Annotated in this window: 25 protein-coding genes; 11 read left to right on the top strand and 14 right to left on the bottom strand. The window is 71.7% G+C overall.

Annotation, left to right across the window (positions count from 1 at the left end; translation table 11 throughout):
• Positions 1–7: 7 nt before the first annotated feature.
• The 5 genes from VHU88_22625 to ssd form a co-directional block, all read right to left on the bottom strand.
• Positions 8–196 carry a DUF4244 domain-containing protein gene (locus VHU88_22625; GenBank protein HEX3614499.1) on the bottom strand — a complete coding sequence of 63 codons (189 nt, stop codon included), beginning with the start codon at positions 194–196 and terminating at the stop codon, positions 8–10.
• A gap of 71 nt (positions 197–267) precedes the next feature.
• Positions 268–741, bottom strand: a complete 474-nt coding sequence (locus VHU88_22620) for a type II secretion system F family protein (protein ID HEX3614498.1) — start codon at positions 739–741, stop codon at positions 268–270.
• Positions 738–1,451, bottom strand: coding sequence for a hypothetical protein (locus VHU88_22615; protein HEX3614497.1), 714 nt, complete (start codon positions 1,449–1,451; stop codon positions 738–740). Before VHU88_22615 ends, VHU88_22620 begins: the two co-directional genes overlap by 4 nt.
• On the bottom strand, positions 1,448–2,512 hold the full coding sequence (locus tag VHU88_22610; protein HEX3614496.1) for a TadA family conjugal transfer-associated ATPase: 1,065 nt from the start codon (positions 2,510–2,512) through the stop codon (positions 1,448–1,450). The genes VHU88_22615 and VHU88_22610 overlap by 4 nt, the downstream gene beginning before the upstream one ends.
• A gap of 58 nt (positions 2,513–2,570) precedes the next feature.
• On the bottom strand, positions 2,571–3,671 hold the full coding sequence (gene ssd, locus VHU88_22605) for a septum site-determining protein Ssd (protein ID HEX3614495.1): 1,101 nt from the start codon (positions 3,669–3,671) through the stop codon (positions 2,571–2,573).
• 541 nt (positions 3,672–4,212) lie between these two features.
• On the opposite strand from ssd, the gene VHU88_22600 reads away from it, so the two are divergent.
• Positions 4,213–5,025, top strand: coding sequence for an HAD-IB family hydrolase (locus VHU88_22600; GenBank protein ID HEX3614494.1), 813 nt, complete (start codon positions 4,213–4,215; stop codon positions 5,023–5,025).
• 419 nt (positions 5,026–5,444) lie between these two features.
• Here the strand turns inward: VHU88_22600 and VHU88_22595 are convergent, their stop codons facing one another.
• Positions 5,445–6,221 (bottom strand): oxidoreductase, encoded by a 777-nt coding sequence (locus VHU88_22595; GenBank protein HEX3614493.1) that lies wholly within the window; start codon positions 6,219–6,221, stop codon positions 5,445–5,447.
• Between the two features lie 7 nt (positions 6,222–6,228).
• Entirely contained in the window at positions 6,229–6,885 is a 657-nt protein-coding gene (locus tag VHU88_22590; protein ID HEX3614492.1) for an O-methyltransferase, read from the bottom strand.
• A 140-nt stretch (positions 6,886–7,025) separates the two neighbouring features.
• On the opposite strand from VHU88_22590, the gene VHU88_22585 reads away from it, so the two are divergent.
• Together VHU88_22585 and VHU88_22580 are read left to right on the top strand one after the other, a co-directional pair.
• Positions 7,026–7,457, top strand: coding sequence for a phage holin family protein (locus VHU88_22585; protein HEX3614491.1), 432 nt, complete (start codon positions 7,026–7,028; stop codon positions 7,455–7,457).
• A gap of 23 nt (positions 7,458–7,480) precedes the next feature.
• Positions 7,481–8,386, top strand: coding sequence for an alpha/beta hydrolase (locus VHU88_22580; protein HEX3614490.1), 906 nt, complete (start codon positions 7,481–7,483; stop codon positions 8,384–8,386).
• Positions 8,387–8,396: 10 nt separating this feature from the next.
• Here the strand turns inward: VHU88_22580 and VHU88_22575 are convergent, their stop codons facing one another.
• From VHU88_22575 to nth, 4 genes are all read right to left on the bottom strand, one after another.
• The gene (locus VHU88_22575; protein ID HEX3614489.1) at positions 8,397–9,578 is read right to left on the bottom strand and encodes a MarP family serine protease; all 1,182 of its coding nucleotides are present in this window, start codon (positions 9,576–9,578) and stop codon (positions 8,397–8,399) included.
• Positions 9,579–9,805: 227 nt separating this feature from the next.
• The gene (locus VHU88_22570) at positions 9,806–10,504 is read right to left on the bottom strand and encodes a CoA pyrophosphatase (GenBank protein ID HEX3614488.1); all 699 of its coding nucleotides are present in this window, start codon (positions 10,502–10,504) and stop codon (positions 9,806–9,808) included.
• The gene (locus tag VHU88_22565; protein HEX3614487.1) at positions 10,501–11,136 is read right to left on the bottom strand and encodes a TlpA disulfide reductase family protein; all 636 of its coding nucleotides are present in this window, start codon (positions 11,134–11,136) and stop codon (positions 10,501–10,503) included. The genes VHU88_22570 and VHU88_22565 overlap by 4 nt, the downstream gene beginning before the upstream one ends.
• A complete protein-coding gene (nth, locus tag VHU88_22560; protein HEX3614486.1) occupies positions 11,133–11,891 on the bottom strand; it encodes an endonuclease III in 759 nt (252 codons plus the stop codon). The genes VHU88_22565 and nth overlap by 4 nt, the downstream gene beginning before the upstream one ends.
• Before the next feature lie 172 nt (positions 11,892–12,063).
• On the opposite strand from nth, the gene VHU88_22555 reads away from it, so the two are divergent.
• The 7 genes from VHU88_22555 (at position 12,064) to VHU88_22525 (ending at position 18,234) form a co-directional block, all read left to right on the top strand.
• The gene (locus tag VHU88_22555) at positions 12,064–12,738 is read left to right on the top strand and encodes a Crp/Fnr family transcriptional regulator (protein HEX3614485.1); all 675 of its coding nucleotides are present in this window, start codon (positions 12,064–12,066) and stop codon (positions 12,736–12,738) included.
• Between the two features lie 455 nt (positions 12,739–13,193).
• Positions 13,194–14,132, top strand: a complete 939-nt coding sequence (locus VHU88_22550) for a branched-chain amino acid ABC transporter permease (protein ID HEX3614484.1) — start codon at positions 13,194–13,196, stop codon at positions 14,130–14,132.
• Positions 14,129–16,171 (top strand): branched-chain amino acid ABC transporter ATP-binding protein/permease, encoded by a 2,043-nt coding sequence (locus tag VHU88_22545; protein ID HEX3614483.1) that lies wholly within the window; start codon positions 14,129–14,131, stop codon positions 16,169–16,171. The genes VHU88_22550 and VHU88_22545 overlap by 4 nt, the downstream gene beginning before the upstream one ends.
• Complete coding sequence (locus tag VHU88_22540; GenBank protein HEX3614482.1) at positions 16,168–16,887, top strand: ABC transporter ATP-binding protein; 720 nt, start codon at positions 16,168–16,170, stop codon at positions 16,885–16,887. The genes VHU88_22545 and VHU88_22540 overlap by 4 nt, the downstream gene beginning before the upstream one ends.
• 177 nt (positions 16,888–17,064) lie before the next feature.
• Positions 17,065–17,595, top strand: coding sequence for a hypothetical protein (locus VHU88_22535; GenBank protein ID HEX3614481.1), 531 nt, complete (start codon positions 17,065–17,067; stop codon positions 17,593–17,595).
• Positions 17,596–17,618: 23 nt separating this feature from the next.
• Entirely contained in the window at positions 17,619–17,897 is a 279-nt protein-coding gene (locus VHU88_22530) for a DUF2277 domain-containing protein (protein HEX3614480.1), read from the top strand.
• Positions 17,898–17,907: 10 nt separating this feature from the next.
• Positions 17,908–18,234, top strand: a complete 327-nt coding sequence (locus tag VHU88_22525) for a putative quinol monooxygenase (GenBank protein HEX3614479.1) — start codon at positions 17,908–17,910, stop codon at positions 18,232–18,234.
• A gap of 101 nt (positions 18,235–18,335) precedes the next feature.
• Here VHU88_22525 and VHU88_22520 read toward each other — a convergent pair whose 3' ends face one another.
• Complete coding sequence (locus VHU88_22520; GenBank protein ID HEX3614478.1) at positions 18,336–19,040, bottom strand: response regulator transcription factor; 705 nt, start codon at positions 19,038–19,040, stop codon at positions 18,336–18,338.
• Between the two features lie 117 nt (positions 19,041–19,157).
• Between VHU88_22520 and VHU88_22515 the strand changes: the two genes are divergently transcribed.
• Positions 19,158–19,796, top strand: coding sequence for a DedA family protein (locus tag VHU88_22515; protein HEX3614477.1), 639 nt, complete (start codon positions 19,158–19,160; stop codon positions 19,794–19,796).
• 7 nt (positions 19,797–19,803) lie between these two features.
• On the opposite strand, the gene VHU88_22510 is transcribed toward VHU88_22515, so the two are convergent.
• Together VHU88_22510 and VHU88_22505 are read right to left on the bottom strand one after the other, a co-directional pair.
• Positions 19,804–21,084 (bottom strand): HAMP domain-containing sensor histidine kinase, encoded by a 1,281-nt coding sequence (locus tag VHU88_22510; GenBank protein HEX3614476.1) that lies wholly within the window; start codon positions 21,082–21,084, stop codon positions 19,804–19,806.
• Between the two features lie 31 nt (positions 21,085–21,115).
• Entirely contained in the window at positions 21,116–21,505 is a 390-nt protein-coding gene (locus tag VHU88_22505; protein ID HEX3614475.1) for a hypothetical protein, read from the bottom strand.
• Positions 21,506–21,644 lie beyond the last annotated feature (139 nt).

Raw genomic sequence — 21,644 nt, 5'->3', positions numbered from 1 at the left:
GGCCACCTCAGAACGGCTTGCTCAGGGCGTGCTCGATCACGCCGCTGACCAACGCCTCGACCCGGGAACTGGTCAGGATCTTCATCAGGCCCAGCGCGAACGCCGCGGCCGCCAACGTTCCCAACGCGTACTCGACGGTGCTCATCCCGCGATCGACCGCCCGCCCGAGCACCCTCCGGAGCAACTTCGTCCTCATCGGATGTCCTCCCCCTGCTTCCGGGCCGAGACCCTCTCGGCGCCGCCGAACTTTCCGAAGTGCCCGCCCGGTCACCGCAGCAGCGCCGGGGTGAGGCCGAGCGCGATCGGGACGACCCCGAGACACACGAATGCGGGCAGGAAGCACAGCGCCAGCGGCGCGACCGACCAGACGCCGACCCGCGCCAGCGCCGCGCCTGCCGCGGCCCGGCTGCGGGCCCGCAGCCCGGCCGCCTCCACCCCCATGGCGGCCGCCGCCCGGGTCCCCGAGACCGACGCCCGAGCCAGGATCCGGCCGACACCCGCGAGGTCGGGTACCGCGGCCAGGCCGGTCCAGCACTGCTCCGGCGGCTCACCGCGACGCAGTGCCCCGGCCGCGGCGGCCAGTGCCTGCGCGGCCTGCCCGTCGAGAACCTCCGCCACTGCCTCGGCCGCCCGCACCGGGCTCGCCCCGGCGGCCAGGCACGCCGCAAGCAGCTCGGTGGCCGCCACCGCCTCGATGCGTCGGCGCGCCGCCAGCCGCCCCCGCCCCAGGAGCCGCGTCACGGGAGAACCGCCTCGGCCGCCGCGATCATGCGACGAAGCCACAGCACCCCGGCGGCGTCGAGCAACAATCCGACGACCAGCAAGCCGACGCCGACTCTGGTCCCGAGCAGGACACCGAACGGCCTGGCTCCGACCGCGGTCCCGAGCAGCACCCCCAACAACGGCAGCCCACTCAGCACCCAACCGCCGGCCCGGACCCCCGCCAGTTCGGCGGCCAGGCGCTCGCGCAACATCTCCCGCTCGGCGGCCGCGGCGGCAACGGCGTCGAACCCCGCCGCCAGCCCGGCGCCGGTGCCCTCGGCCAACCGCCAGCACACCGCCAGGTCGCGCAGGCTGCCGAGGCCGGCAGCCGCGCCCGCGGCGGTCAACGCCTGCGCCACGTCGCCTCCCGATCCCGCCGCTGCGGCCACCGGATCGGCCCACCCACCGACCGGCAGGCTCGCCGCCACCCGGGTCAGCGCCGGCCGCGGCGCAACCCCCACCCGCAGTTCGGCGGCCATCTCGGCGGCGAACCGGGCCACCTCCGTGGCCCGCTCCCGGCCGGCCCGGCCGCGGCGGACGCGTTCGACCTCGCGCCGGACCAGCACCGCCACGCCGCCCAGGCACAACGCCCAAAGAACTCCTGCCACCGGGCCGGTCAGCGCCAACGCGACGGCCGCCGCGCAACCGATCATCACCGTGGGCCGCACCGGCCCGAGTCGTTCACTCATGGCGACGCCACCTCCCGCTGCGCCAGGCACCGGGTCAGGTCGGCCAGCCCGGGCCCCGGCCGCAGCCCGAACGGCAGCACCCGCAGGGCCACCGTCATCACCACCAACCCGTCGGCGCGGCGGCGCGGGACGGCGATCTCCACCAGGCGTCGAGTGCCGCAGGCATCGCGACTCAGGTGCAGCACGGCCTGGACGCCGGCGGCCAGTTGGCTGTGCAGGGCCGCCCGGCTCAGCCCGGCCCCGGTGGCGAGCGCCTCAAGCCGGGCGGGGACCGCACCGGCGGAATTGGCGTGGACCGTGGCCGCGCCGCCGTCGTGGCCGGTGTTGAGCGCGGACAGCAGGTCGGTCACCTCGGCGCCGCGGGCCTCGCCCACGATCAGTCGGTCGGCGCGCATCCGCAGCGCCTGGCGCACCAGTTCCCGCAGTGGGATCGCGCCCACGCCCTCGATGTTCGCCGGCCGTGCGGTCAGGCGGACGACATGCGGATGGACCGGGTCGATCTCCGGGACGTCCTCGACGACGACAAGCCGCTCGCTGCCCGAGATGCATCCGAGCAGGCTGGTCAGCATCGTGGTCTTGCCGGACCCGCCGGCCCCGGAGACCAGGAACGACAGCCGCGCGGTGAGGATCGCCTCCAGCCACGGCAGAACCGCCACCGGCAACGAGCCGGCGGCCACCATCTCGACGAGGCTGAACGGGATCCGCCGGGGGACCCGCAGCGACAGCGCTGTCCCGCCCGGTGCCAACGGGTGCAGCACTGCATGCATGCGGACGCCGTCGGGCAGCACGGCATCGGCGCACGGGCAGGCATCGTCGAGCCGGCCGCCCACCGAGTTCACCAACCGGACGGCGAGGCTGCGCAGGTCGGCCTCACCGGTGAAGCGGACCGGGACCCGTACCAGGCCCGCTCCCCGGTCGACCCACACCTGCTCGGCCCCGTTGACCAGCACGTCGGTGACCGACGGCTCGTCCAGCAGCGGACTCAGCGGACCGAGCGACAGCTCCGTCGGACGGCTCGCGGCAGGCCCGGCCACCGCGGCGACCCGGATCTGACGCGGCATCACGACTCCCCCTCGGTTCGCTTGTGCTCCTCGCTCGTTCCTCGCTTGTCGCAGTCGCTCACGACGCCGCCTTCGCGGCCAGCAGCTCATCGAGGAGTCGACCGCACAACGCCGCCCACGGCCCCCGGTCGACACCTGGCAGGTCGACGCGCTCCGACGCCCCGGCCAGCCGTCGGTCGGCCCGGACGTAGCCGGCCAGCGGCAGCCCCAACCCCGCGGCCACCAGCACCGGCGACAGCCCCGACGGCGTCGGCCCGCGCACAACGATCCGAAGGTCCGGGCACCCAACCGCAGCCTCAAGCGCCGCCACCACTCGGCCCGCCGCAGCGGTCGCCCGCACCTCGGCCGGGACCACCACCAGGACCGGGCCAGCGCAGGCCAACGCGATCCGCCCGGCCGCGTCGGGCCGCCGCGGCAGATCGACCACCACCAGGTCGCAGTCCCGGCGCCCGTTCTCCAGGGCGGTCCGCATCGCCTCGGCCGGGATCTCCAGCACCCCGTCGCGGTCCCACGACAGCAGGCTGAGCACAGCCGCTGACCGCACCCGGGGGAACGTCTCGAACAGGCCCGGCTCGCCGGGACCGACGTCGCCCTCGCCTGGCCGACGCGGCCCGCCGGCGGTGTCCGGACCGAGCATCAGGTCGAGTCCGCCGCCGAGCGGGTCGGCGTCGATGAGCATGCAGCGCAGGCCTCGGGAGACCGCGGTGAGCGCCAACGCGGTCGCCAACGTGCTGGCCCCGGCACCGCCTCGGCCCCCGACCGCGCACACCACCGGCACCGGCGGTGCAACCTCCCGCGCCTCCCCGAGCCGACGGACCAGCCAGTCGTGCGCGTCCGGCAGGAAAGCGACGTGCTCAGCGCCGACCGCCCCAGCGCCCTCCCAGACCGAGGCGTCGTCGAGATCGCGGCCCAGCAGCACGACTCCGCAACGGCGGGGCAGCCGCCGCCGGGTGACGTCGTCGACCGCGTCGACCCCGACCAGTACCAGGCCCGCGCCCGACCAAGCGCGCCGGGCAGCGCCGGCCTCGCGCACGACCTCCAACCCCACGCCGGCCGAGTCGACCGCTCGCAGCACTTCGTCGAGCAACTCCGGGTCGCCGGTGATCAACAACGGCAACCCCGGGCCGGCCGACCCGGCTCCCACTTCGTTCTCGGACAACGCACCCTCCCCGACTCGCGACCACGCCAGGCAGCCTCGGGCGCGCACGGTCGATCGGGAAGTCCGGAAGGCCCGCCTGTGGATGACGGGGGCCTGTGGATGACGGAGGGTTGTGAATCACAGCCCAGGGATCACAACTGGGGGATTACAGCTGGGATTGCAGGGAACTCAGTGCCAGGAGGGCGCGATGGGGTTGCGAACTCACGGGCCGACCTGGGTGGAGACAGAGGACGGACGGCCCCCGCCGGGGGGCGGGCCGTCGCCACACGGAGCCGACCCCGTCGAACCTGAACGGAGACAGAGGACGGCCCCCGCCGGGGGGGAGAGCGGGGGCCGTCGCCACAGTCCGACTCGGGGGGGAGGAGCCGAACCGGGATAGGCGCGGTCATATCGACCGGCACGACACATGGTGTACCCGAATGGCCCCCTGCGTAAACAGTGGGTCGACGCAAGTCCGTAAAAACTTCACCGCCACGCGACGTAAGCGACGAACGTCGGGCGCCACGAGCGCAGGGGAACCCTGCGCCGTATCCTCGACCGCGTGCTTCGCCACCCCGGCCCGACGCGCGCGGCGGCGTTCTTCGATCTCGACAAGACCGTCATCGCCAAGTCCAGCGCGCTCACTTTCTCCCGGCCGTTCTACCGCGGCGGGCTGATCAACCGTCGCGCCGTGTTGCGCAGCGCCTACGCGCATTTCGTGTTCCTGTCCGGCGGGGCCGACGCGGACCAGATCGAACGCATGCGGAAATACCTCTCCTCGTTGTGCGTCGGATGGGAGGTGGCCGCGGTGCAGGAGATCATCAATGAGACGTTGCACGACCTCATCGACCCGCTGATCTACGACGAGGCCGCCGAACTGATCGAGCAGCACCGGCTGGCCGGCCGCGACGTGGTCATCGTCAGCACATCCGGCGCGGAGATCGTCGGCCCGATCGGAGAATTGCTCGGAGCCGACCGGGTCATCGCCACCCGGATGGCGATCGACGAGGCCGGGCGCTACACCGGCGAGATCGAGTTCTACGCCTACGGCGAAAACAAAGCCGTCGCGGTACGCGAACTTGCCGAGGCCGAGGGCATCAACCTGGCCGAGTCCTACGCCTACTCCGACTCGGTCACCGACATGCCGATGCTCGAGGCAGTCGGGCACGGCTACGCGGTGAACCCGGACCGGGCGCTGCGCAAGGAGGCGTTGGCTCACGGTTGGCCGGTGCTGGCTTTCAACCGGCCCGTCTCGATGCGCCGCCGGATGCCCGCTTTCGGCAAGCCGAGCCGTCCGGTGATGGCGACCGCGGTGGCCGCCGGGGCCGTCGCGGCCGCGGCCGTGTGGTGGGTCGCACGGCGCGCCGAGCCCTGATTCACGGAGCGTGCATCGGGTGAAAAACCGACACAGTTCCTTTACTGGCTAGTTCGTTCTCGCGCTTTGGCCGACGCGCCGGAGCGTCGGGTAAAAAGCGCCGGGCAGGTCTTCCGCGCGGCCGACGTTCGGAGTAGACCTGAACTCGGCTGAGGTGGATCGAATGTTGATCGCGACAGCGTCCGGGTCACCTCCCCCAACGCGCCACCCCGGGTACCCACGCGGCTACCTGCCCATGTACGGGCCGTCGTGACAGGCTGGACCTGGTCCGGCGATATATGAGTTGCACGCTTGGTAGCCCGGCTTGACGCATCACAGCGACGGCGTCCCACTTCGGTCGGGGCGCCGTTCGCCTGTCCCGGTGCAAATGCCTTGCCAGTAGCCAACCTGACGGTCGGTCAGGTTGATCTGACGCCACCTCAGGTTCGGGAGCTCGATTTCGGATCCGCGACGATCGCCGCGCACACGTCCACCGCATCTGCGGCGGCCAGGCCGGTCGCCGCCGCGCAGTGTCGCAGCCATGCCGCCACCGCCTCGCTCGACCCGGTCGCATATCCGGCCAGCAATTCCCGGTACGTGGTCGCGCCGAGTCCGAGGTGCCCGATCGACGGGGCGACCACCCCGGCCGGATCCAACCCTCGGGTGATGAGTACCAGGCGGGCCGCGGCGCTCGCCACGACGCCGGCCGATTCCCCGAACGCGCCGCACGCCGCGACCTCGCCGTGCACCACCCCGGCCACCACGACCGCCGGTGCCGCGCTCTGCCTGTCCAACGCGGCAGCCAACAGATCAAGTCGTTGGGCGGCCGCGGTCGAACCGGGCCGACCCAGCCCGTCCGGAGGGGAGTCGTCGGCGGCGGCCAGGACGTGCAACCGGGCCAATACCTGCCGCGGTGCCACCCGCCAGGTCGCGGCGGCCGGCCCGAGTTCCGCGGCCACCCGCAACGCGCCCCGCAGCAACGCCGGCGCCGAGTCGTCGAGCACCGTGCCGCCGCGCAACTGCGCGAGGTCGATGTCCAGCCCGGCCAGTGCGGCATCCGCCCGCGCCGCCCGCAGCGCGATCTCGCCGCGGACCGCGTCGGGGTCGGTGCGCAGCAACGGATGGGCGGCCAACCGGTCGACCGCGCCCCGGGCGGCCACGGCCGCCGCGGCAACGCCGGGCAGTGCGGCCAGCGCCGCGAACGGGTCCGCCGTCATGTCGACCTCAGTTGCGGACGGCCATTGTCAGCCCGTCGCCGATCGGCACCAGGACGTGCTCCACCCGCGAATCAGCGCGGACCAACTCGGCGAACTCCCGCAACGCGATCGTGTCCGGGTCCTGATCGGCCTCCTCGACGATCCGGCCGGACCACAGCACGTTGTCGACCAGGATCACCCCGCCCGGGCGCATCCGCGGGACGAGCTCACCCCAGTAGGTCGCGTACCCGGCCTTGTCGGCGTCGATGAACGCCAGGTCGACCTGCGCGTCGGCGGGCAACGCTCGCAGCGTGTCCGCGGCCGGGGCCAGCCGCAGCTCGATTCGGTCGGCCAATCCGGCGCGCTCCCAGAACTTCCGGGCGACGCCAGTCCACTCCTCGCTGACGTCGCAGCACAGCAGCTTTCCGTCCGGCGCCAGCTCACGGGCCAGGCAGATCGCGGAGTAGCCGGTGAACGTCCCCACCTCGACGGCGAACCGGGGCCGGACCAGTCGCGCCAGCAGGCGCATGAAAGTGCCCTGCTCCGGCGAGATCTGCATCCCGCTGATCCGGCCGAGACCGGCCGTGTACTCGGCCAGCTCCACCAGCAACGGGTCCGGCGGGGTGACGTTGAGCGAGACGTACTCGGCGATGCCCGGACGCATGAACTTGGACTTCGGAGTCATTGCCCGACCGTACCCGCCGCACCGATCGCCCCGGACTGACGGATCGTCAGGTGCGACGCGCCCGGCCCCGCCGTGGGCAGCGTGGCGCAGTGCCCGGCAGACTGTCCCCGGCGAGGATCAGACCCGACGAGGGAGCGAGCATGGCGCTGGAACCGGTCGCACCGGCCGACGAGCCGTCCCTGGGCGAGTTGTTCGCCGCGGCCAGCCGCGACCTGTCGACAGTGATCCAGGCCGAGATCGACCTGGCCAAGGCCGAGGTCGGCGCCCAGGTCGGCAAGGTCGCGGCCGGGGCCGGGGCCTTCGGCGGGGCCGCATTCCTGGGGCTGTTCGCCTTCCAACTGTTCTCTTTCGGGTTCGCCTACGGGTTGGCGAAGGCAGGCCTGCCGCTGTGGGCGGCCTTCCTGATCGCCGGCGGGGCGTACCTGTTGGTGGCCGGTCTGCTGGCCCTGGTGGGGATCTCGGCGCTGAAGCGGGTCGGCCCCCCGGAGCGCACGATCCGCAGCGCCCAGCAGACCGTGGCCGTGCTCAAGAACCGCGGCAAGAGCGCCGCGCCGGCTCGACCCGGCATCTGATCCCCGCGCCGCCACACCGAGCCATGCCGGTCGACACCGACGTCGTCCTGGCCGAGGGGCCTTGGGCGCACCGTCAGATTTCAGCCAACGGCGCGCGGTTCCACGTCGTGGAGGCGGGCACCGGCCCGCTGGTACTGCTGCTGCACGGCTTCCCGACGTTCTGGTGGACCTGGCGGCACCAACTCCCCGCGCTGGCGGAGGCCGGCTGTCGGGCCGTCGCGATGGATCTGCGCGGATACGGCGGCAGCGACAAGACCCCCCGGGGTTACGACCCGTTCTCGCTGGCCGGTGACGTCGCCGGGGTGATCCGGTCCTTGGGTGCGGCGCAGGCCACCGTCGTGGGGCACGGGTGGGGTGGGTTGCTGGCCTGGACGCTGGCCGCGACCGAACCGGAGCTGTGCTCCGGGCTGGTCGCGATCTCGGCGCCCCACCCGTTGCGGATGCGGGGCGCGATCGCCGGGTCCGGACGGCAGGTGGCCGCGGCGTCCTACATGATCGGCTTCCAGCGACCGTGGGTCCCGGAGCGGCGCCTGGTCCGGGACGACGCCGCCGAGGTGGGCCGACTGCTGTCGGAGTGGTCCGGCGGCACCGGTTGGCCGGACGAACCGACCGCGGCCCGCTACCGGGCGGCCATGCAGATCGACGCGGTTGCGCACTGCGCGCTGGAGTACCACCGGTGGGCCTTCCGGTCGCTGTTCCGCCCTGACGGGCAGCGCTTCGCCCGCCGGATGCGCGCGCCGGTCCGCTGCCCCGTCCTGCAACTGCACGGCGCCGCCGACCCCGTGGTGCTGAGCCGGACCGCCGGCGGGTCCGGCCGCTGGGTCGCGGGCCCTTACACGTCGGTGACGATCCCCCGCGCCGGGCACTTCCCGCACGAGGAGCAACCGGACGCCGTCACCACCGAACTACTGGCGCACCTGACCGGTTGAGCCAACCAGCTCAGACGCAGCCCTTGGTGTCGACGCTGGTCGTCAGGTCCTGCGCGCTCTGGGCGTCGGTCTGGACCTCCTTGGCCGTCAGCACGTATCCCGTCTCGCTGCTCTCCACCGACTTGGCGAACACCACGCCGTAGACCCCGCCGGTGACCGACACCAGCGGGCCGCCGGAGTTGCCCGGCTCGATCTGGGAGTAGATCGAGAACACGTCGCGGTCGACCGAGCCGGAGTCGTAGATGTCCGGGCCGCGGGCGTTGATCTCCTCGCGGATTCGGGCGGAGACGAACTTCAGCGGCCCGTCCAGCGGGAAACCCACGGCGACCGCGTCGTTGCGCCGCACCCCGGAGGTGTCGAAGTTCAGCGTCGGGGCGGACAGGCCGGGGACGTAGATGACCGCGACATCGCGCCGGTAGTCGAACAGCACCACCCGGCCCTGCAACTTCTTGCCGGTGCCGCGGACCGAGACCGTCGGGCTGGTCACGCCGGCGACCACGTGGGCGTTGGTCATCACGTGCTGCGGGGCGAACACGAACCCGCTGCCCTCCAACGCCTTTCGGCAGGACAGCGCGGCGCCCTCGACCTTGACGACACTGCCCGCGGCGGTCTGCACCGCAGCCGAGGTCAGCGACGAGGAGTCCGGCGGGTTCACCGGCAGGATCCGCTCGTTGTCGAACGGACCGAAGACCTGGGTCAGCCCGTTCTTGTTCAGCAGCCGGGACAACGACCGGTCCAGGGCTGCCACCCCGGACGGCATGACCTTGTTGACCCCGGCGAGGATTTCCGAGCGCCGTACCTCGGTGGTGATGTTCGGGATCGGGGCGCGGGCCAGCGCGTTGCCGACGAACCACGCGACCACCAGCAGCGAGACCACGCCGAAGACCGCCCCGGTGCTCGCGTCGATCACGTGCCCGGGCCGCCAAGTCAACCTGCGGCGCAGTTCCGTGCCGGCGACCGAGCCGAGCAACTGCCCGACGGTCGCCAGGCTCAGCACCACCGCGACCGCGAAGATCGCCTGGCCCAGTTGCGAACCGAGGATCCCGACGATCTTCGGCGCGATCCCGATGCCGATGATGCCGCCGGCCAGGAAGCCGGTGAACGCACAGAACCCGATCAGGAAGCCCTGCCGGAACCCGGCGACGCCGAAGGAGATCGAGGCGACGATCAGGATCAGGTCCACCGGGCTCACTGGCGCACCATCCGGGCGCCGTGCACGTCGGGAGGTGGCGGACACTGTGACATCGGTTCGCTCACAGGCTCGCTCACTGGCGCACCATCCGGGCGCCGTGCACGTCGGGAGGCGGCGGACACTGTGACATCGGTTCGCTCACAGGCTGGCTCACTGGCGCACCATCCGGGCGCCGTGCACGTCGGGAGGCGGCGGACACTGTGACATCGGTTCGCTCGCAGGCTCGCTCACCCCGACGACTCCTTCGCCAGCGCGGCCGCCTCGGCCTCGTCCAGCGAACGCATCGCGAGCCGGATCATGTCGTCGGGCAGCTCTGAGACGTCGTCGCGCGCCCAGGGCCGTTCCCAACCGGCCAGGCGCAGCAGCCGGTCCAGCAGATTCGCAGTGAAGCCCCAGACCAGCATCCCGTTGACCCGGAATGCCGGCCCGATGAAGCCGCTGCGATGGCGGACCATGAGCCGGTTGGCCGGGTCGAGCAGGTCGTCCACCCGGACGGCGTGCACCGCGGCGACCTCGGCCGCGTCGACCGCCGCGACCGGCGACAGCTCCCGCCACCAGGCCAGCACCGGGGTCACCACGTAGCCGCTCACCGGGATGTACAGCTCGGGGAGCGTGGCCAGCACCTCGACACCGGCGGCGTCGAGCCCGGTCTCCTCGACGGTCTCCCGAACGGCGGCGCCCGCCGGACCGGCGTCGTCCGGGTCGATCGCACCACCGGGGAAAGCCGGCTGCCCGGCGTGGCTGCGCAGGTCGGAGGACCGCTCGATCAGCAGCACCCGCAGGTCCGCGACCGGATCGACCCAGAACAGCAGCAGCACCGCGGCCGGGCGGCCGCCCTGCGCGGGCGGCAGCGCCACCGCGAGGTCCTCGGCACGCGCCGTGGTCGCCACCTCGAGCAACGAGGCGAACGGCTCGGGCAGATTCACCCATTCCCCTTCGCGACCGGACCCAGCTTCTTCTCGACGGCCGCGCGCACCTCGTCCGTGCTGGTGAACGCACCATAGTGGACCCCGGCCACGGTCCCGTCGGACCGGACGAAGAACGTGACCGGCGGGCCGGGGACGTGCAGGGGCCCGCGGACCGAGCTGTTGGGGTCCTCCAACGATGGCCAGCCCACTTGGTGGTAAGAGTTCCAGGCACGGGCGTCCGCCGGGTCGTCGGACAGGTCAAGGCCCACGAACCGAACCGCGTCACCGAGCGCCTGGTGGGCCGCGACCAGGTACTGCGCCTCCTGCGCGCACGGCCCGCACCAGCTCGCCCAGAGGTTCAGCAGCGCCGGACCGCGCAGGTCGACGAGCCGGATCGGGGCACCGCCGCCGAGGCAGTCCAGCCGCAGCGCAGGCAGCTTGCCGCCGGACCCCGTCGACCCGCCCGGCAGCGGGGTCGCCAGCGCGGTGCACGGGACCGACGGGCCGTCCGGTCGGGAGTTCACGGTGGCCGCCGCGGCGCTCGGTGTCGCCGCCGTCGTCGTCGTGGACCCGACGGTGTGCGATCCGCACGCCGCCAGCAGTCCCAGCAACCCCACGACGCCGACCCGGCTTAAGAGGAGGAACCTCATCGCGGCGGACCGGTCTTCACCAGCTTGGCCGCCTTCTCCGGGTCGGTCTCGCCCTCGCCGTAGGACGGGCACAGTTCGGCGAGCGAGCAGGCCCCGCAGGCCGGCTTGCGGGCGAAGCAGCGGCGCCGGCCGTGCCAGATCAGCCGTTGGGACAGGTCGGTCCACTCCTTGCGCGGGATCAACGCGGCGACGTCCTGCTCAACCTTGACCGGGTCGTCGTTCCGGGTCCAGCGGAAGCGGCGGGCCAGGCGCCCGAAGTGAGTGTCGACGGTCAGTCCGGGTATCCCGAAGGCGTTGCCGAGCACCACGTTGGCGGTCTTGCGGCCCACACCAGGAAGCGTGACCAGGTCCTCCAGCCGGGGCGGGACCTCTCCGCCGAACCGCTCGCACAGGGCCTGGGCCATCCCGATGACCGAGTTGGACTTCGCCCGGAAAAAACCTGTGGAGGCGACGATCGTCTCCATCTCGGCCCGGTCGGCGGCCGCGTAGTCCGCGGCGGTGCGGTACTTCGCGAACAGCACCGGGGTCACCGAGTTGACCCGCACGTCGGTGGTCTGCGCGGACAGGATCGTGGCGACCAGCAGCTGCAACGGGTCGGCGAAGTCCAGCTCACAGTGGGCGTCCGGGTAGAGCACGCCCAGCTCGCGGCTGATGCGACGGGCCCGGCGGGTGAGGGCCAACGGGGTCTCGTCGTCGAAGCGGCGGGCGGCGCCCGGCCGCGGACCGGACGGCACCGGGGTCTGGGTTCGCGGCACCGGCCCAGATTACGTGGGCCGCCGCGGAACGCGTCGTCACCCGCTGCGGACATACCAGCTATCCCGCGGGCAGTTCCCGGCAGAGGCGTGTGACCCGGACCACGCCAGGCCCGTTAGAGTCAGCGACGCGGCGGGGGGACTGCTCCTCACCTGCGGATATTGGAGGTTGGACGTGGACGACGTCATCAAGAAGGCACCCTTGTTCGCCTCTCTGGACGACGACGCGGCTGCCGACTTGCGACGCTCGATGATCGAGGTCAACCTCGGCCGCGGGCAGGTGTTGTTCCGCGAGGGTGAGACCGGCGACCGGCTCTACGTGGTCGCCGAAGGCAAGATCAAGCTCGGCCGTTCCTCCAGCGACGGCCGCGAGAACCTGCTCTCCGTGCTGGGGCCGGGCGAGATGTTCGGCGAGCTGTCGCTGTTCGACCCCGGCGCCCGCAGCGCCACTGCCACCGCCGTCACCGAGGCCCGGCTGTTCGCGCTGAGCAACGAGAATCTGAAGCCCTGGGTGCACGGCCGGCCCGAGGTCGCGCTGTCCCTGCTGCGCCAGCTGTCGCGCCGGCTGCGGCGGACCAGCGAGGTCGTCGGCGACCTGGTGTTCTCCGACGTCCCGGGCCGCGTGGCCAAGGCGCTGCTGGACCTGTCGACCCGGTTCGGCATGCAGTCCGAGGAGGGCGTCCACGTCGGGCACGACCTGACGCAGGAGGAGCTGGCCCAGCTGGTCGGCGCCTCCCGGGAGACCGTCAACAAGGCCTTGGCAGATTTCGCCGGCCGCGGTTGGCTGCGCCTGGAGGCCCGGGCGGTCGTCCTGCTGGACGTCGACCGCCTGCAGCGCCGCGCCCGGTAACCGCCGAACACGTTCGTCCGCTCATCGATGAGCGGGCGGGGTTCTCTCATACGCGGGCGGCGTTCTCTCATACGCGGGGCAGGGCCGGTGGACCGGCCGACTCGCACGTCCCCACCGCGTGCGGTCGGCTCGGCCCAACTGGGCAGACACATTTGTGAAAATTGTTGTCTGTCGGTGTATATGTGACTCCAGCGACTCGATGACTGTCAAGCTCCGATACCACTTCGACACAAAGGTGTCGTTTGGTCACTCCTGTTACACGCTCAGAGCAGCCGCCCGGCGCACCTGTCCTCGGGTTGCCCTCACCCATCGATTTCTCGTAACCCGCGGACGTCTTCGAAAGTTCACCCGAATGCCGAAACGGGTGCGTACCGATGCGACCTGGCTGGGTTGTCCGACTTGTCCTAATCTCGCCGGAGGGGTCCGCGTCCCGGTGGCCCTTTGGAGGCTCGGGCATGCACTTGGATCTGCTGCCCTCGGTGCTCACGCTGGGTGTGCTCGAGGCGGGGCTGTACGGACTGCTGCCGGTCGCGGTGGTGCTCACCTATCGGATCAGTCGAACGATCGGCTTCGTCCACGGTGGATTCGCGATCCTCGGCGGCCTGCTCTACGCCGTCCTGGTCAACGGCCGCAACCACGACGACGGCTTCGGTCTGCACCCGATCGTGGGGACCTGGTCGGCGTTCGTCCTGGTCATCGGCGCAGGCGCGCTCGGCGGGGCGCTGTTCGGGACGCTGGTGATGTCGCGCTGGACGGCCGAACTGCCCGGCATCACCCTGACGGTCATCTCGATCGCGGGCCTGCTGGTGGTCGGCAACCTTTCCGGCTTCTACCTCGACCCGGGCGGCTTCTCGATCGCCTCGAGCCCGTTCGGCACCGGGGGCACCCGGGTGGGCAAGGTCGTCATCACCAATCACCGCCTGGCCACGCTGCTGATCCTGGTCGCGATCGTGGTGGCGTTGACGATCTTCCTGAACCGCACCTACAGCGGGCTGGCCATCCGGGCGATCGCCGACGACGTCGAGGCCAGCGTCTGGTGCGGGACCAAGCTGCGCCTGATCGGCACCGGCGTCTACGGGGTGTCCGGAGCGATCGCGTCGATGGCCGGAGCGCTCTACGCCGGGGCGGTCGCCGAGGCGGCCGACGGCATGCTCGGCCTGTTCGTCGTCGGGTTGCTGCTGGCCATCGTGGGCGGCATGCGCTCGGTCCCACTCGCGCTGGCCGCCGCGCTGGTGTACGGCACCCTGCACACCGCGCTGGTCGCCGGGATGTTCGGCGACGTCAGCGCCGGTTGGCAGCAGATCACGCTGTTCACGGCGCTGCTCGCGCTGATCATCGTCGCAGCCCGGTTCCGCAAGGAGAGCTTCTTCCTCCTCGCGGGCCATCAGACATGACTCGCGGCAGGCCGGTGGTCCGCGACGAGGGCGTCGGGCAGTGGACCAGGACCCGGCCCGTGCGCCGGGCGATGTCCAGCCCCTGGTCGCTGCTGCTGACCCTGGGTCTGTTCGGCTGGGTGCTGGTCACCCCGGAGTACCTGATCTACACGCTGTCGGCCGCGGTGCCGGTGGCGATCCTCGGCCTGGGCCTGCTGGTCCTGCAGGGCTGGACCAGGGAGATCTCGCTGTGCTCGGCCGGCCTGTTCGCGACCACCGCGTACTACTTCAACTGGCTGAACCGGCCGATCGAGGGCAAAGGCCTGCCGTGGATCGTCGCGGCTGTGCTGGCCGTCGGCGGGGTCACGCTCTCGATGGCGTTGCTGGCGATGGTGTCGTCCAAGCTGCCGGCGATGTACATGATCGTGCTGACGATCGGCCTGCAGATCCTGATCGAGACGACGATCTACGACGTCGGTTGGCTGTCCGGCGGTACCTCCGGCGGTGACGGCCACGCCCCGCTGGCCGACCCGCGGCCAAGGCCGTTCGGCATCGACATCACCAGCGACACCCGGTTCTACTTCCTCTGCCTGGGCTGGCTGGCGGTCGTGCTGGTCGCGCTGGTCCGCCTGCGGCGCAGCCCGACGGGACTGGCGTTCCTGCTGGTGGGTTCGAATCGGCAGTCGGCCGCCGCAGTCGGCATCCCGGCCGCGCGGTTCCGGGTCTTCGCGTTCACCACGGCCGGCTTCCTGGCCGGCATCGCCGGCGTCCTGGGCGCGATGCTCTACATCAGCCCGCCGCTGTACCTGTCCTACCGGGTGCAGAACTCTCTGCTGCTGCTGGCGATCCCGGTGGTCGCGGGCATCGACTCGATGGCCTCGGTGGTCCTGGTAGCGGCGCTGCTGATCGTGATGCCGGTCGCGCTGGAGCGCTGGCACATCGACCAGAACTTCGTGTATTCGGTGACGCTGGCGATCGGGGCACTGTTCGGCGCCCGCGGCATCGGCGGCCGGATGCAGGACCTGGAACGTCGACTACGGCACGGCGCACGGCGGATGCGTACCAAAGGCAAGCGGATGGCCACCGTCGTGCTGCGGGAGGCCTACGGCCTGGCCGACGAGGCGAACTACGTGCTCTCGCCGCAGGAGCGCGCGGAGTGCCTGTCGCTGATCGAGCAGTGGCTGCCGCCGCGGCCCGATCACGACGTGGCCATCCGCGCTGAGGACGTCCGCCTGTCCTTCGGTGCGATCCAGGCGCTGCGGGGCGCCGACATCACTGTCCCGACCGGCCAGATGGTCGGCCTGATCGGCCCGAACGGTGCGGGCAAGACCACGCTGTTCGACGTCATCTCCGGCTTCACCCCGCCGGACTCCGGCCGGATCGCGATGTTCGGCCGCGACGTGACCCGGATGAAGGCCTGGGACCGGTCCAAGCTCGGCATGGCACGCACGTTCCAGAACACCCGGGTCGTCACCGAACTGACCGCCGGCGACAACATCTGCGCCGGGGCCTACCAGGCCATTCACGTCAACCCGGCCTGGTTCCTGCTCGGGCGGCGCAGCGCCTGGGACAAGATGCGCCAGGCCGAAGAGGTCGGCTACGCCGCGGCCCGCCTGCTGGACGTCCACAAGTACTGGGACGAGCGGGTCGGGACGCTCGAGTTCTCCGCCCGCCGGCGGATCGAGATCGCCCGGGCGCTCGTCGCCGGCCCCCGGGTGCTGCTGCTCGACGAGCCGGCCGCCGGTCTGGACCCGGCCTCGAGCTCGGCACTGTTCGACCTGGTCCGCCGGCTCCACCGCGACCTCGGACTGTCCGTCCTGATCGTCGAGCACTACGTCAAGGCCGTGCTGGACACCTGCGACCTCGTCTACGTATTGGCCGAGGGCGCGGTGATGGCGGCCGGCACGCCGGAGGAGATCGCGGCCAACGTCGCCGTTCAGGAGAACTACCTGGGCACCCGGCTCACCTGGTTCGACGAGGCGGTCGAGGCCGCGGACGCCCAACTGCTCGAGGCCGACGCCGAGGCGGGCGCCGGAGCCCCTGCGCGGCCGGCCCCGTGAGCGAGCTCCTGCCGATCCTGCAGGTCGAGTCCCTGGTCGCCGGGTACTCGGGCCTCGCCGTGCTGCACAAGGTTAACCTGCATGTGAACTCCGGCGAGGTGGTCTCGCTGCTCGGGGCCAACGGCGCCGGCAAATCGACCCTGCTCAAGACGATCATGGGCACGGTCCCGGTCATCCAGGGCTACATCCGACTGGAGGGCGTCGGGATCGCCGGTTGGGCGCCGCACAAGCGGGTCGCGGCCGGGATCGGGTTCTCCCCCGAGGGCCGGCGGATCTTCGCGAACCTGTCCACCGAGGAGAACCTCCTCATGGGCTCCGCGGCGCTGCCCCGCTCCCGCAAGCGGGACGGGCTCGATCACGTCTTCACGCTGTTCCCGGTGCTGGCCGACCGACGCGGCCAGAAGGCGGGCACGCTGTCCGGTGGCGAGCAGCAGATGGTCGCGATCGCCCGGGCGATGATGCCGAGCCCTCGACTGCTGCTGGTCGAGGAACCGTCGCAAGGCTTGGCACCGGTCGTCGTCGACGTGGTCTACGCCGCGCTGCGCGACATCGCGAACACCGGGGTCGCGGTGCTGGTGGCCGAACAGTTCCAGCAGGTCCACGAGGAGGCCAGCGACCGGATCCTGGTCATCGACAAGGGCACGATCGTGGCCGACCGGCGCCGCCGCGGCGGGACAGCAAGCCGTACCCCGGCGGCCGAGCGGACGGCCACGTAACTCGCGTCGGCTCCGTGGCAAGGCCGGGCAACGGTCGGCTGCGGGCGTCCCCCCGGCGGGTCAGAACCCGGAAAAGCTTCGCCGACGATGCCCGGAATGCACCATTTGTTCCGAACCGAATGCGCCCCAGCAACGTCCGACGGTGCAGGGTACGAGGACGACGAGAGGACAGGACCCATGGGCGGGCACGGAAAGCTGGTGCGACGGGCCACGATCGGGGCGTTGGTCGCCGGGTTGTGCACCCCGGTCGCCGCGTCGGCCGCGATCAGTTCCGCGGCGCTGCCGAACGACAAGTCGACAGTGCTTCACCTCAGCGAGAAGGACGCGAACAAGACCTTCAACGTCACCCTGCGCACCCGCATCGTGGTCGACCTGCACGGCTCCTACGACCCACCCGCGGTCGACCACCCGGAGGTCCTGCGGGAGGGCGTCCACAGCGGTGGCTACCCGACCCAGTCCGACGCCACGGCCACGTTCAAGGCAATCTCGCTCGGCAACGCGACGATCTCCAGCCGGCTCGACTCCGACTGCATGCACCCGCAGCCTGGACACGCGGGATGCATGATGATGCCCGCGCCGCTGCTGATCAACATCGTCGTCGACCAGGGCGTCCTGCCACCGACGGTGGCCCCCGTCCCGGCGCCGGCGACGCCGCCCGGCATTCTCACCCGCCTCGGCCTGCCGATCACGATCCCGCGCGGTCGCTGACCGACCGGGTTAGCGTGGACGGCATGTGCCGGAACATTCAGACGCTGCACAATTTCGAGCCGCCCGCGACCGCGGACGAGATCGCAGCGGCCGCGCTGCAGTACGTCCGCAAGATCAGCGGCGCGACCCGCCCATCGGCAGTCAACGCCGCCGCGTTCGACCGGGCCGTCGCCGCGGTCACGGCGGCCTCCAGCGAGCTGCTGGACGCGCTGACGACCCCGGCGCCGCCCCGCAACCGCGAGGTTGAGGCGACCAAAGCCCGGGCACGAGCAGCCGTTCGGTACGGCGCCCAGGCCACGTAGTCTCGGCCGCATGATCCTCATCAACCTGAAGCTCCGGGTCCGGCCGGACAAGCTCGACGAGTGGCTCGAGGTCGCCCGGCAGTACCGGGCCGACGTCAGCGCCGAAGCCGGCAACCGATACTTCGAGTGGTATCGCGACATCGACGACCCGCACGTGTTCGCCGCGGTCGAGTGCTTCACCGACGCCGATGCCGGGTCCGCGCACATGGCGACGCCCCACGTGAAGGCGTTCATGGACCGCGCGCCCGACCTGGTTGCCGAGCAGCCGCACATCGTCTACGCGGATTCCCCCGACATCACCGGCTGGGGCCCGATGGGTGAGATCCAGCCCCGCTGACGGGTCCCACCACCGCTCTGCGACTTCTGCTGCCTGTCGCACCTATCCGGGGCCTCCGATAGGTGCGACAGGCAGCAGAAGTGCGATCAAGGGGGTGGGTTTCAGTCGACCTCGAAGCGGTAGCCGAATCCGCGCAGCGTGGTGATCCGGTCCCACCGATCGCCGGCGTCGGCCAATTTCCGCCGGAGGTTGGCCACGTGGACGTCCAGGGTCTTGGTCGACCCCTCCCAGTTCTCGTCCCAGACCAGGTCCATCAGCGTTTCCCGGCGGACCGCGCCGCCGGCTTCGGCGACCAGCGCCCCCAGCAGCTCGAACTCCTTCGGCCGCAACGGGACCTCGGCGCCGTCGAACAGGGCCCGCCGAGATCGGTGGTCGAGCACCAGGCCGCCGAGGTGCACCTCGTCCGCACCGGTGTCCGAGCCCCGGCGTAGGTGCGCCCGCAGTCGGGCCAGCAACTCACCGAGGCGGAACGGCTTGGCGACGAAGTCGTCCGCGCCCGCGTCCAACGCGCGTACGGCGTCGGCCTCCTCGTTGCGCGCGGTGACCACCACGATCACCACGCCCGAGTCGGACTCGCGCAGTTCCTGACATACCGTCACGCCGTCGCCGTCGGGCAGGCCGAGGTCGAGCAGGACCAGTTCGGCACCCTGGGAGAGCTCGCGGGCCGACGACGCGTCGCGCGCCCAGGCGACGTCGTACCCGGCCCCGGCCAACGCGGTGACCAGGTCGGCACCGATCGTCTCGTCGTCCTCGACGACGAGCACGCGGGTATCCCGTACGGCAGGCTGCTCGATCACTTCGACCATCGCCGGCTCCGCACCCCCTGACGTCGGCTTCCGACCCTAGCGGCGGCAGGCCACCGACACCGGAGCGTTGCGTCGAACCACAGGTGATCGCAAGGGCCACGTCTAGAGTTCGGTGCCGTGAACCTGATCGTCGCGTCCGGATTCAACCCCGTCAGCGCCCACGACTGGCTCGCCGACATGGGCCCGGCAGCACTGCTCGTGGTGATGTTCGCCGAGACCGGGCTGCTGGTCGGCTTCTTCCTGCCGGGCGACTCGTTGCTGTTCACCGCCGGCCTGCTGTCGGCGACCAATTCCCAAGGCATCCACGTCCCGTTGGTGCCCGCGGTGCTCTGCGCGGCCGCCGGGGCTCTGCTCGGTGCGCAGTGCGGCTACCTGATCGGCCGCCGGGCGGGGCCGGTGCTGCTGAACCAGCGGAAGAACCCCAAACTGCACGAGGCCGCCGAACGCGCCACGGTGCACCTGGAGCGTTACGGCACCCCGAAGGCGCTGGTGCTGGGCCGGTTCATCCCCTTCGTGCGCACCGTGATCAACCCGTTGGCCGGCGCGTTGGGCGTGCCCGCCCGGGTGTTCACGCTGTGGCAGGTCGTCGGTGGGCTGATCTGGAGTGTGGGGATCACAGTGGCCGGCCGCGCGGTCGGCGACCGGGTCCCGAGCATCGACAAGTACCTGCTGCCGTTGGTCGGCGTCGTGGTGGCGCTGTCGCTGATCCCGGTCCTGCTCGAGATCCTGCGCGCGCGCCGCGGCGCCCGGTCCTGACGGGCCGTCAGCCCGGATCGGTCGCCTGCTCCGCGGCCGGGAGCAGCACGGTCAGTCGGGTCGTCGGGTCGGTGCGGGCGTGCACCAGGCGACCGTTCTGCGCGGCCGCCAACGACGCGGCGATCGAGAGCCCCAACCGGCGCGGGCCATCCAGCGGCGGGGCGTTCTCCGGCACCAGCGGGCCGCCGGCGTGCCCCTCGTCGGCGACGTCGATCGCGACGGCGCTTGCGGCCGAGCGAGCCGTCACCGTGACCGTGCCCTGCCCGTGCAGCCGAGCGTTGTCCAGCAGTACGTCGAGAATCTGCCGAACGGCGGCCGCGGAGGCCAGCGCCACCGAGTGGTCGCGCTCCACGATGACCAGGCTGCGCCCGTCGGCCTCCAGCTGCGAGGCCCACCGCAGGCGCAGGTCCGACAGCAGCGGCCCGACCGGCAGCGGCGCCACGGTGGTCGTACCGCGAGCCAGCGTGAGCACGTCGTCGATGGTGGCCGCCAGCCGGTCGGCGCCGGACATGGCGTCCCGGGCCGCGGCCCGCAGCTCGTCGTCGGGGCCGGACAGGGCGTGCTCCAGGCCCAGCCGCAGGTCGGTCAGCGGGGTGCGCAGCTGGTGGGAGGCCACCGCGGTGAACGCCCGCTCCCGGGCCAGGATGTCGTCGAGCCGGGCGGCGGTGCGGTTCAGCGCGGCCCCGGCCTTGTCGATCTCCTCGACGCCGCAGGCTGCGGCGCGGACCGCGAAGTTGCCGTCGCCGAGTTCCTCGGCCACCCGCTCCAGCTCGGTCAGCGGACGGGCCAGCCGGCGGGCCTGACCGGCGGCCAGCAGCGAGCTGGAGACCCCCGCCAGCAGCGCCAGCCCGGCCAGCAGCGACCAGGCGCCGACCACCTTCGTCGACACGCTGTGGCGCGGCGCGGCGGCACGGACCACCTCGGCCACCGACTTGCCGTCCTCGAACAGCGGAATCGCGATCACGATCTCGCTGGCGCCGGTGTGCTCGTACGGCACGCCAGTGTTGATCGCGGTCGTCACGTCGGGCCCACCGGACAACGGCCCGGAGCCGGAGGTGCGCGTCCCGTCCAGCCCGTAGAGGCCGATCTTCGTGCCGCCGAGGCTGGTGGTGGTCGCCTTCGGGTCGTCGACCTCGGCCCGGACCGAGGCCCGCAGCGCGGCCCGCTCCAGGTCGCCCTCCTGGTCGTAGAGGTAGAGCTGGTGGACCGCGTAGGCCAGCGGCAACCCGAACAGGGTCACGGCCAGCGCGGCGGCCAGCACGGCAACGCCCAGGATCTTCCGTCGCACCGGGTGCCCTCACCTTCGCCTGGCGATGAGGCTACTTGCGAGCCCGTAGCGAATCGAACACATCGCCGCACAGCGGGCCCGGCGTCCGCCCCACCTCGACGAACCATTCCTGTCCCAACAGCAACCGGAACAGTGGCCGGGGCAGCCGCAGCAGCAGCCGCAGCGTCCGCACCGAGGACCCGCCGGTCGACTGGCTGGCATGCGCCGCCAACGCGGCCCGCTTGGCCGCCAACTGCGCCCGCACATCAATGCGGTGGGTCAGGTCGGCCCGGGCGGTGTAGGCGTCCGGACGCATCTCGAACGGCAGCCGCAGTCGTCGCGCGAACCGGATGATCCGCAGCAACGCGTCGCGGTCCACGGTGGCCTCGAGAACCACCGGGGTGCCCGCCGAACGGGCCGCGGCGTGTCCGACGTGATGCACGGCAACATGGTCGGGGTGCCCGTAGCCCCCGGTACGGTCGTAAACTGTCAGAACGTCCGCGGACTCCTCGATCAGGATCCGGGCGAGTCGCGCGGCCGCTTCCGCCGTGTCGACGGCGGAGAATGAACCCGGTCGAGTC

The organism is Sporichthyaceae bacterium, from assembly GCA_036269075.1.
Classification (GTDB): Bacteria; Actinomycetota; Actinomycetes; order Sporichthyales; family Sporichthyaceae; genus DASQPJ01.
This window is presented reverse-complemented; position numbering and strand designations above follow the sequence as displayed.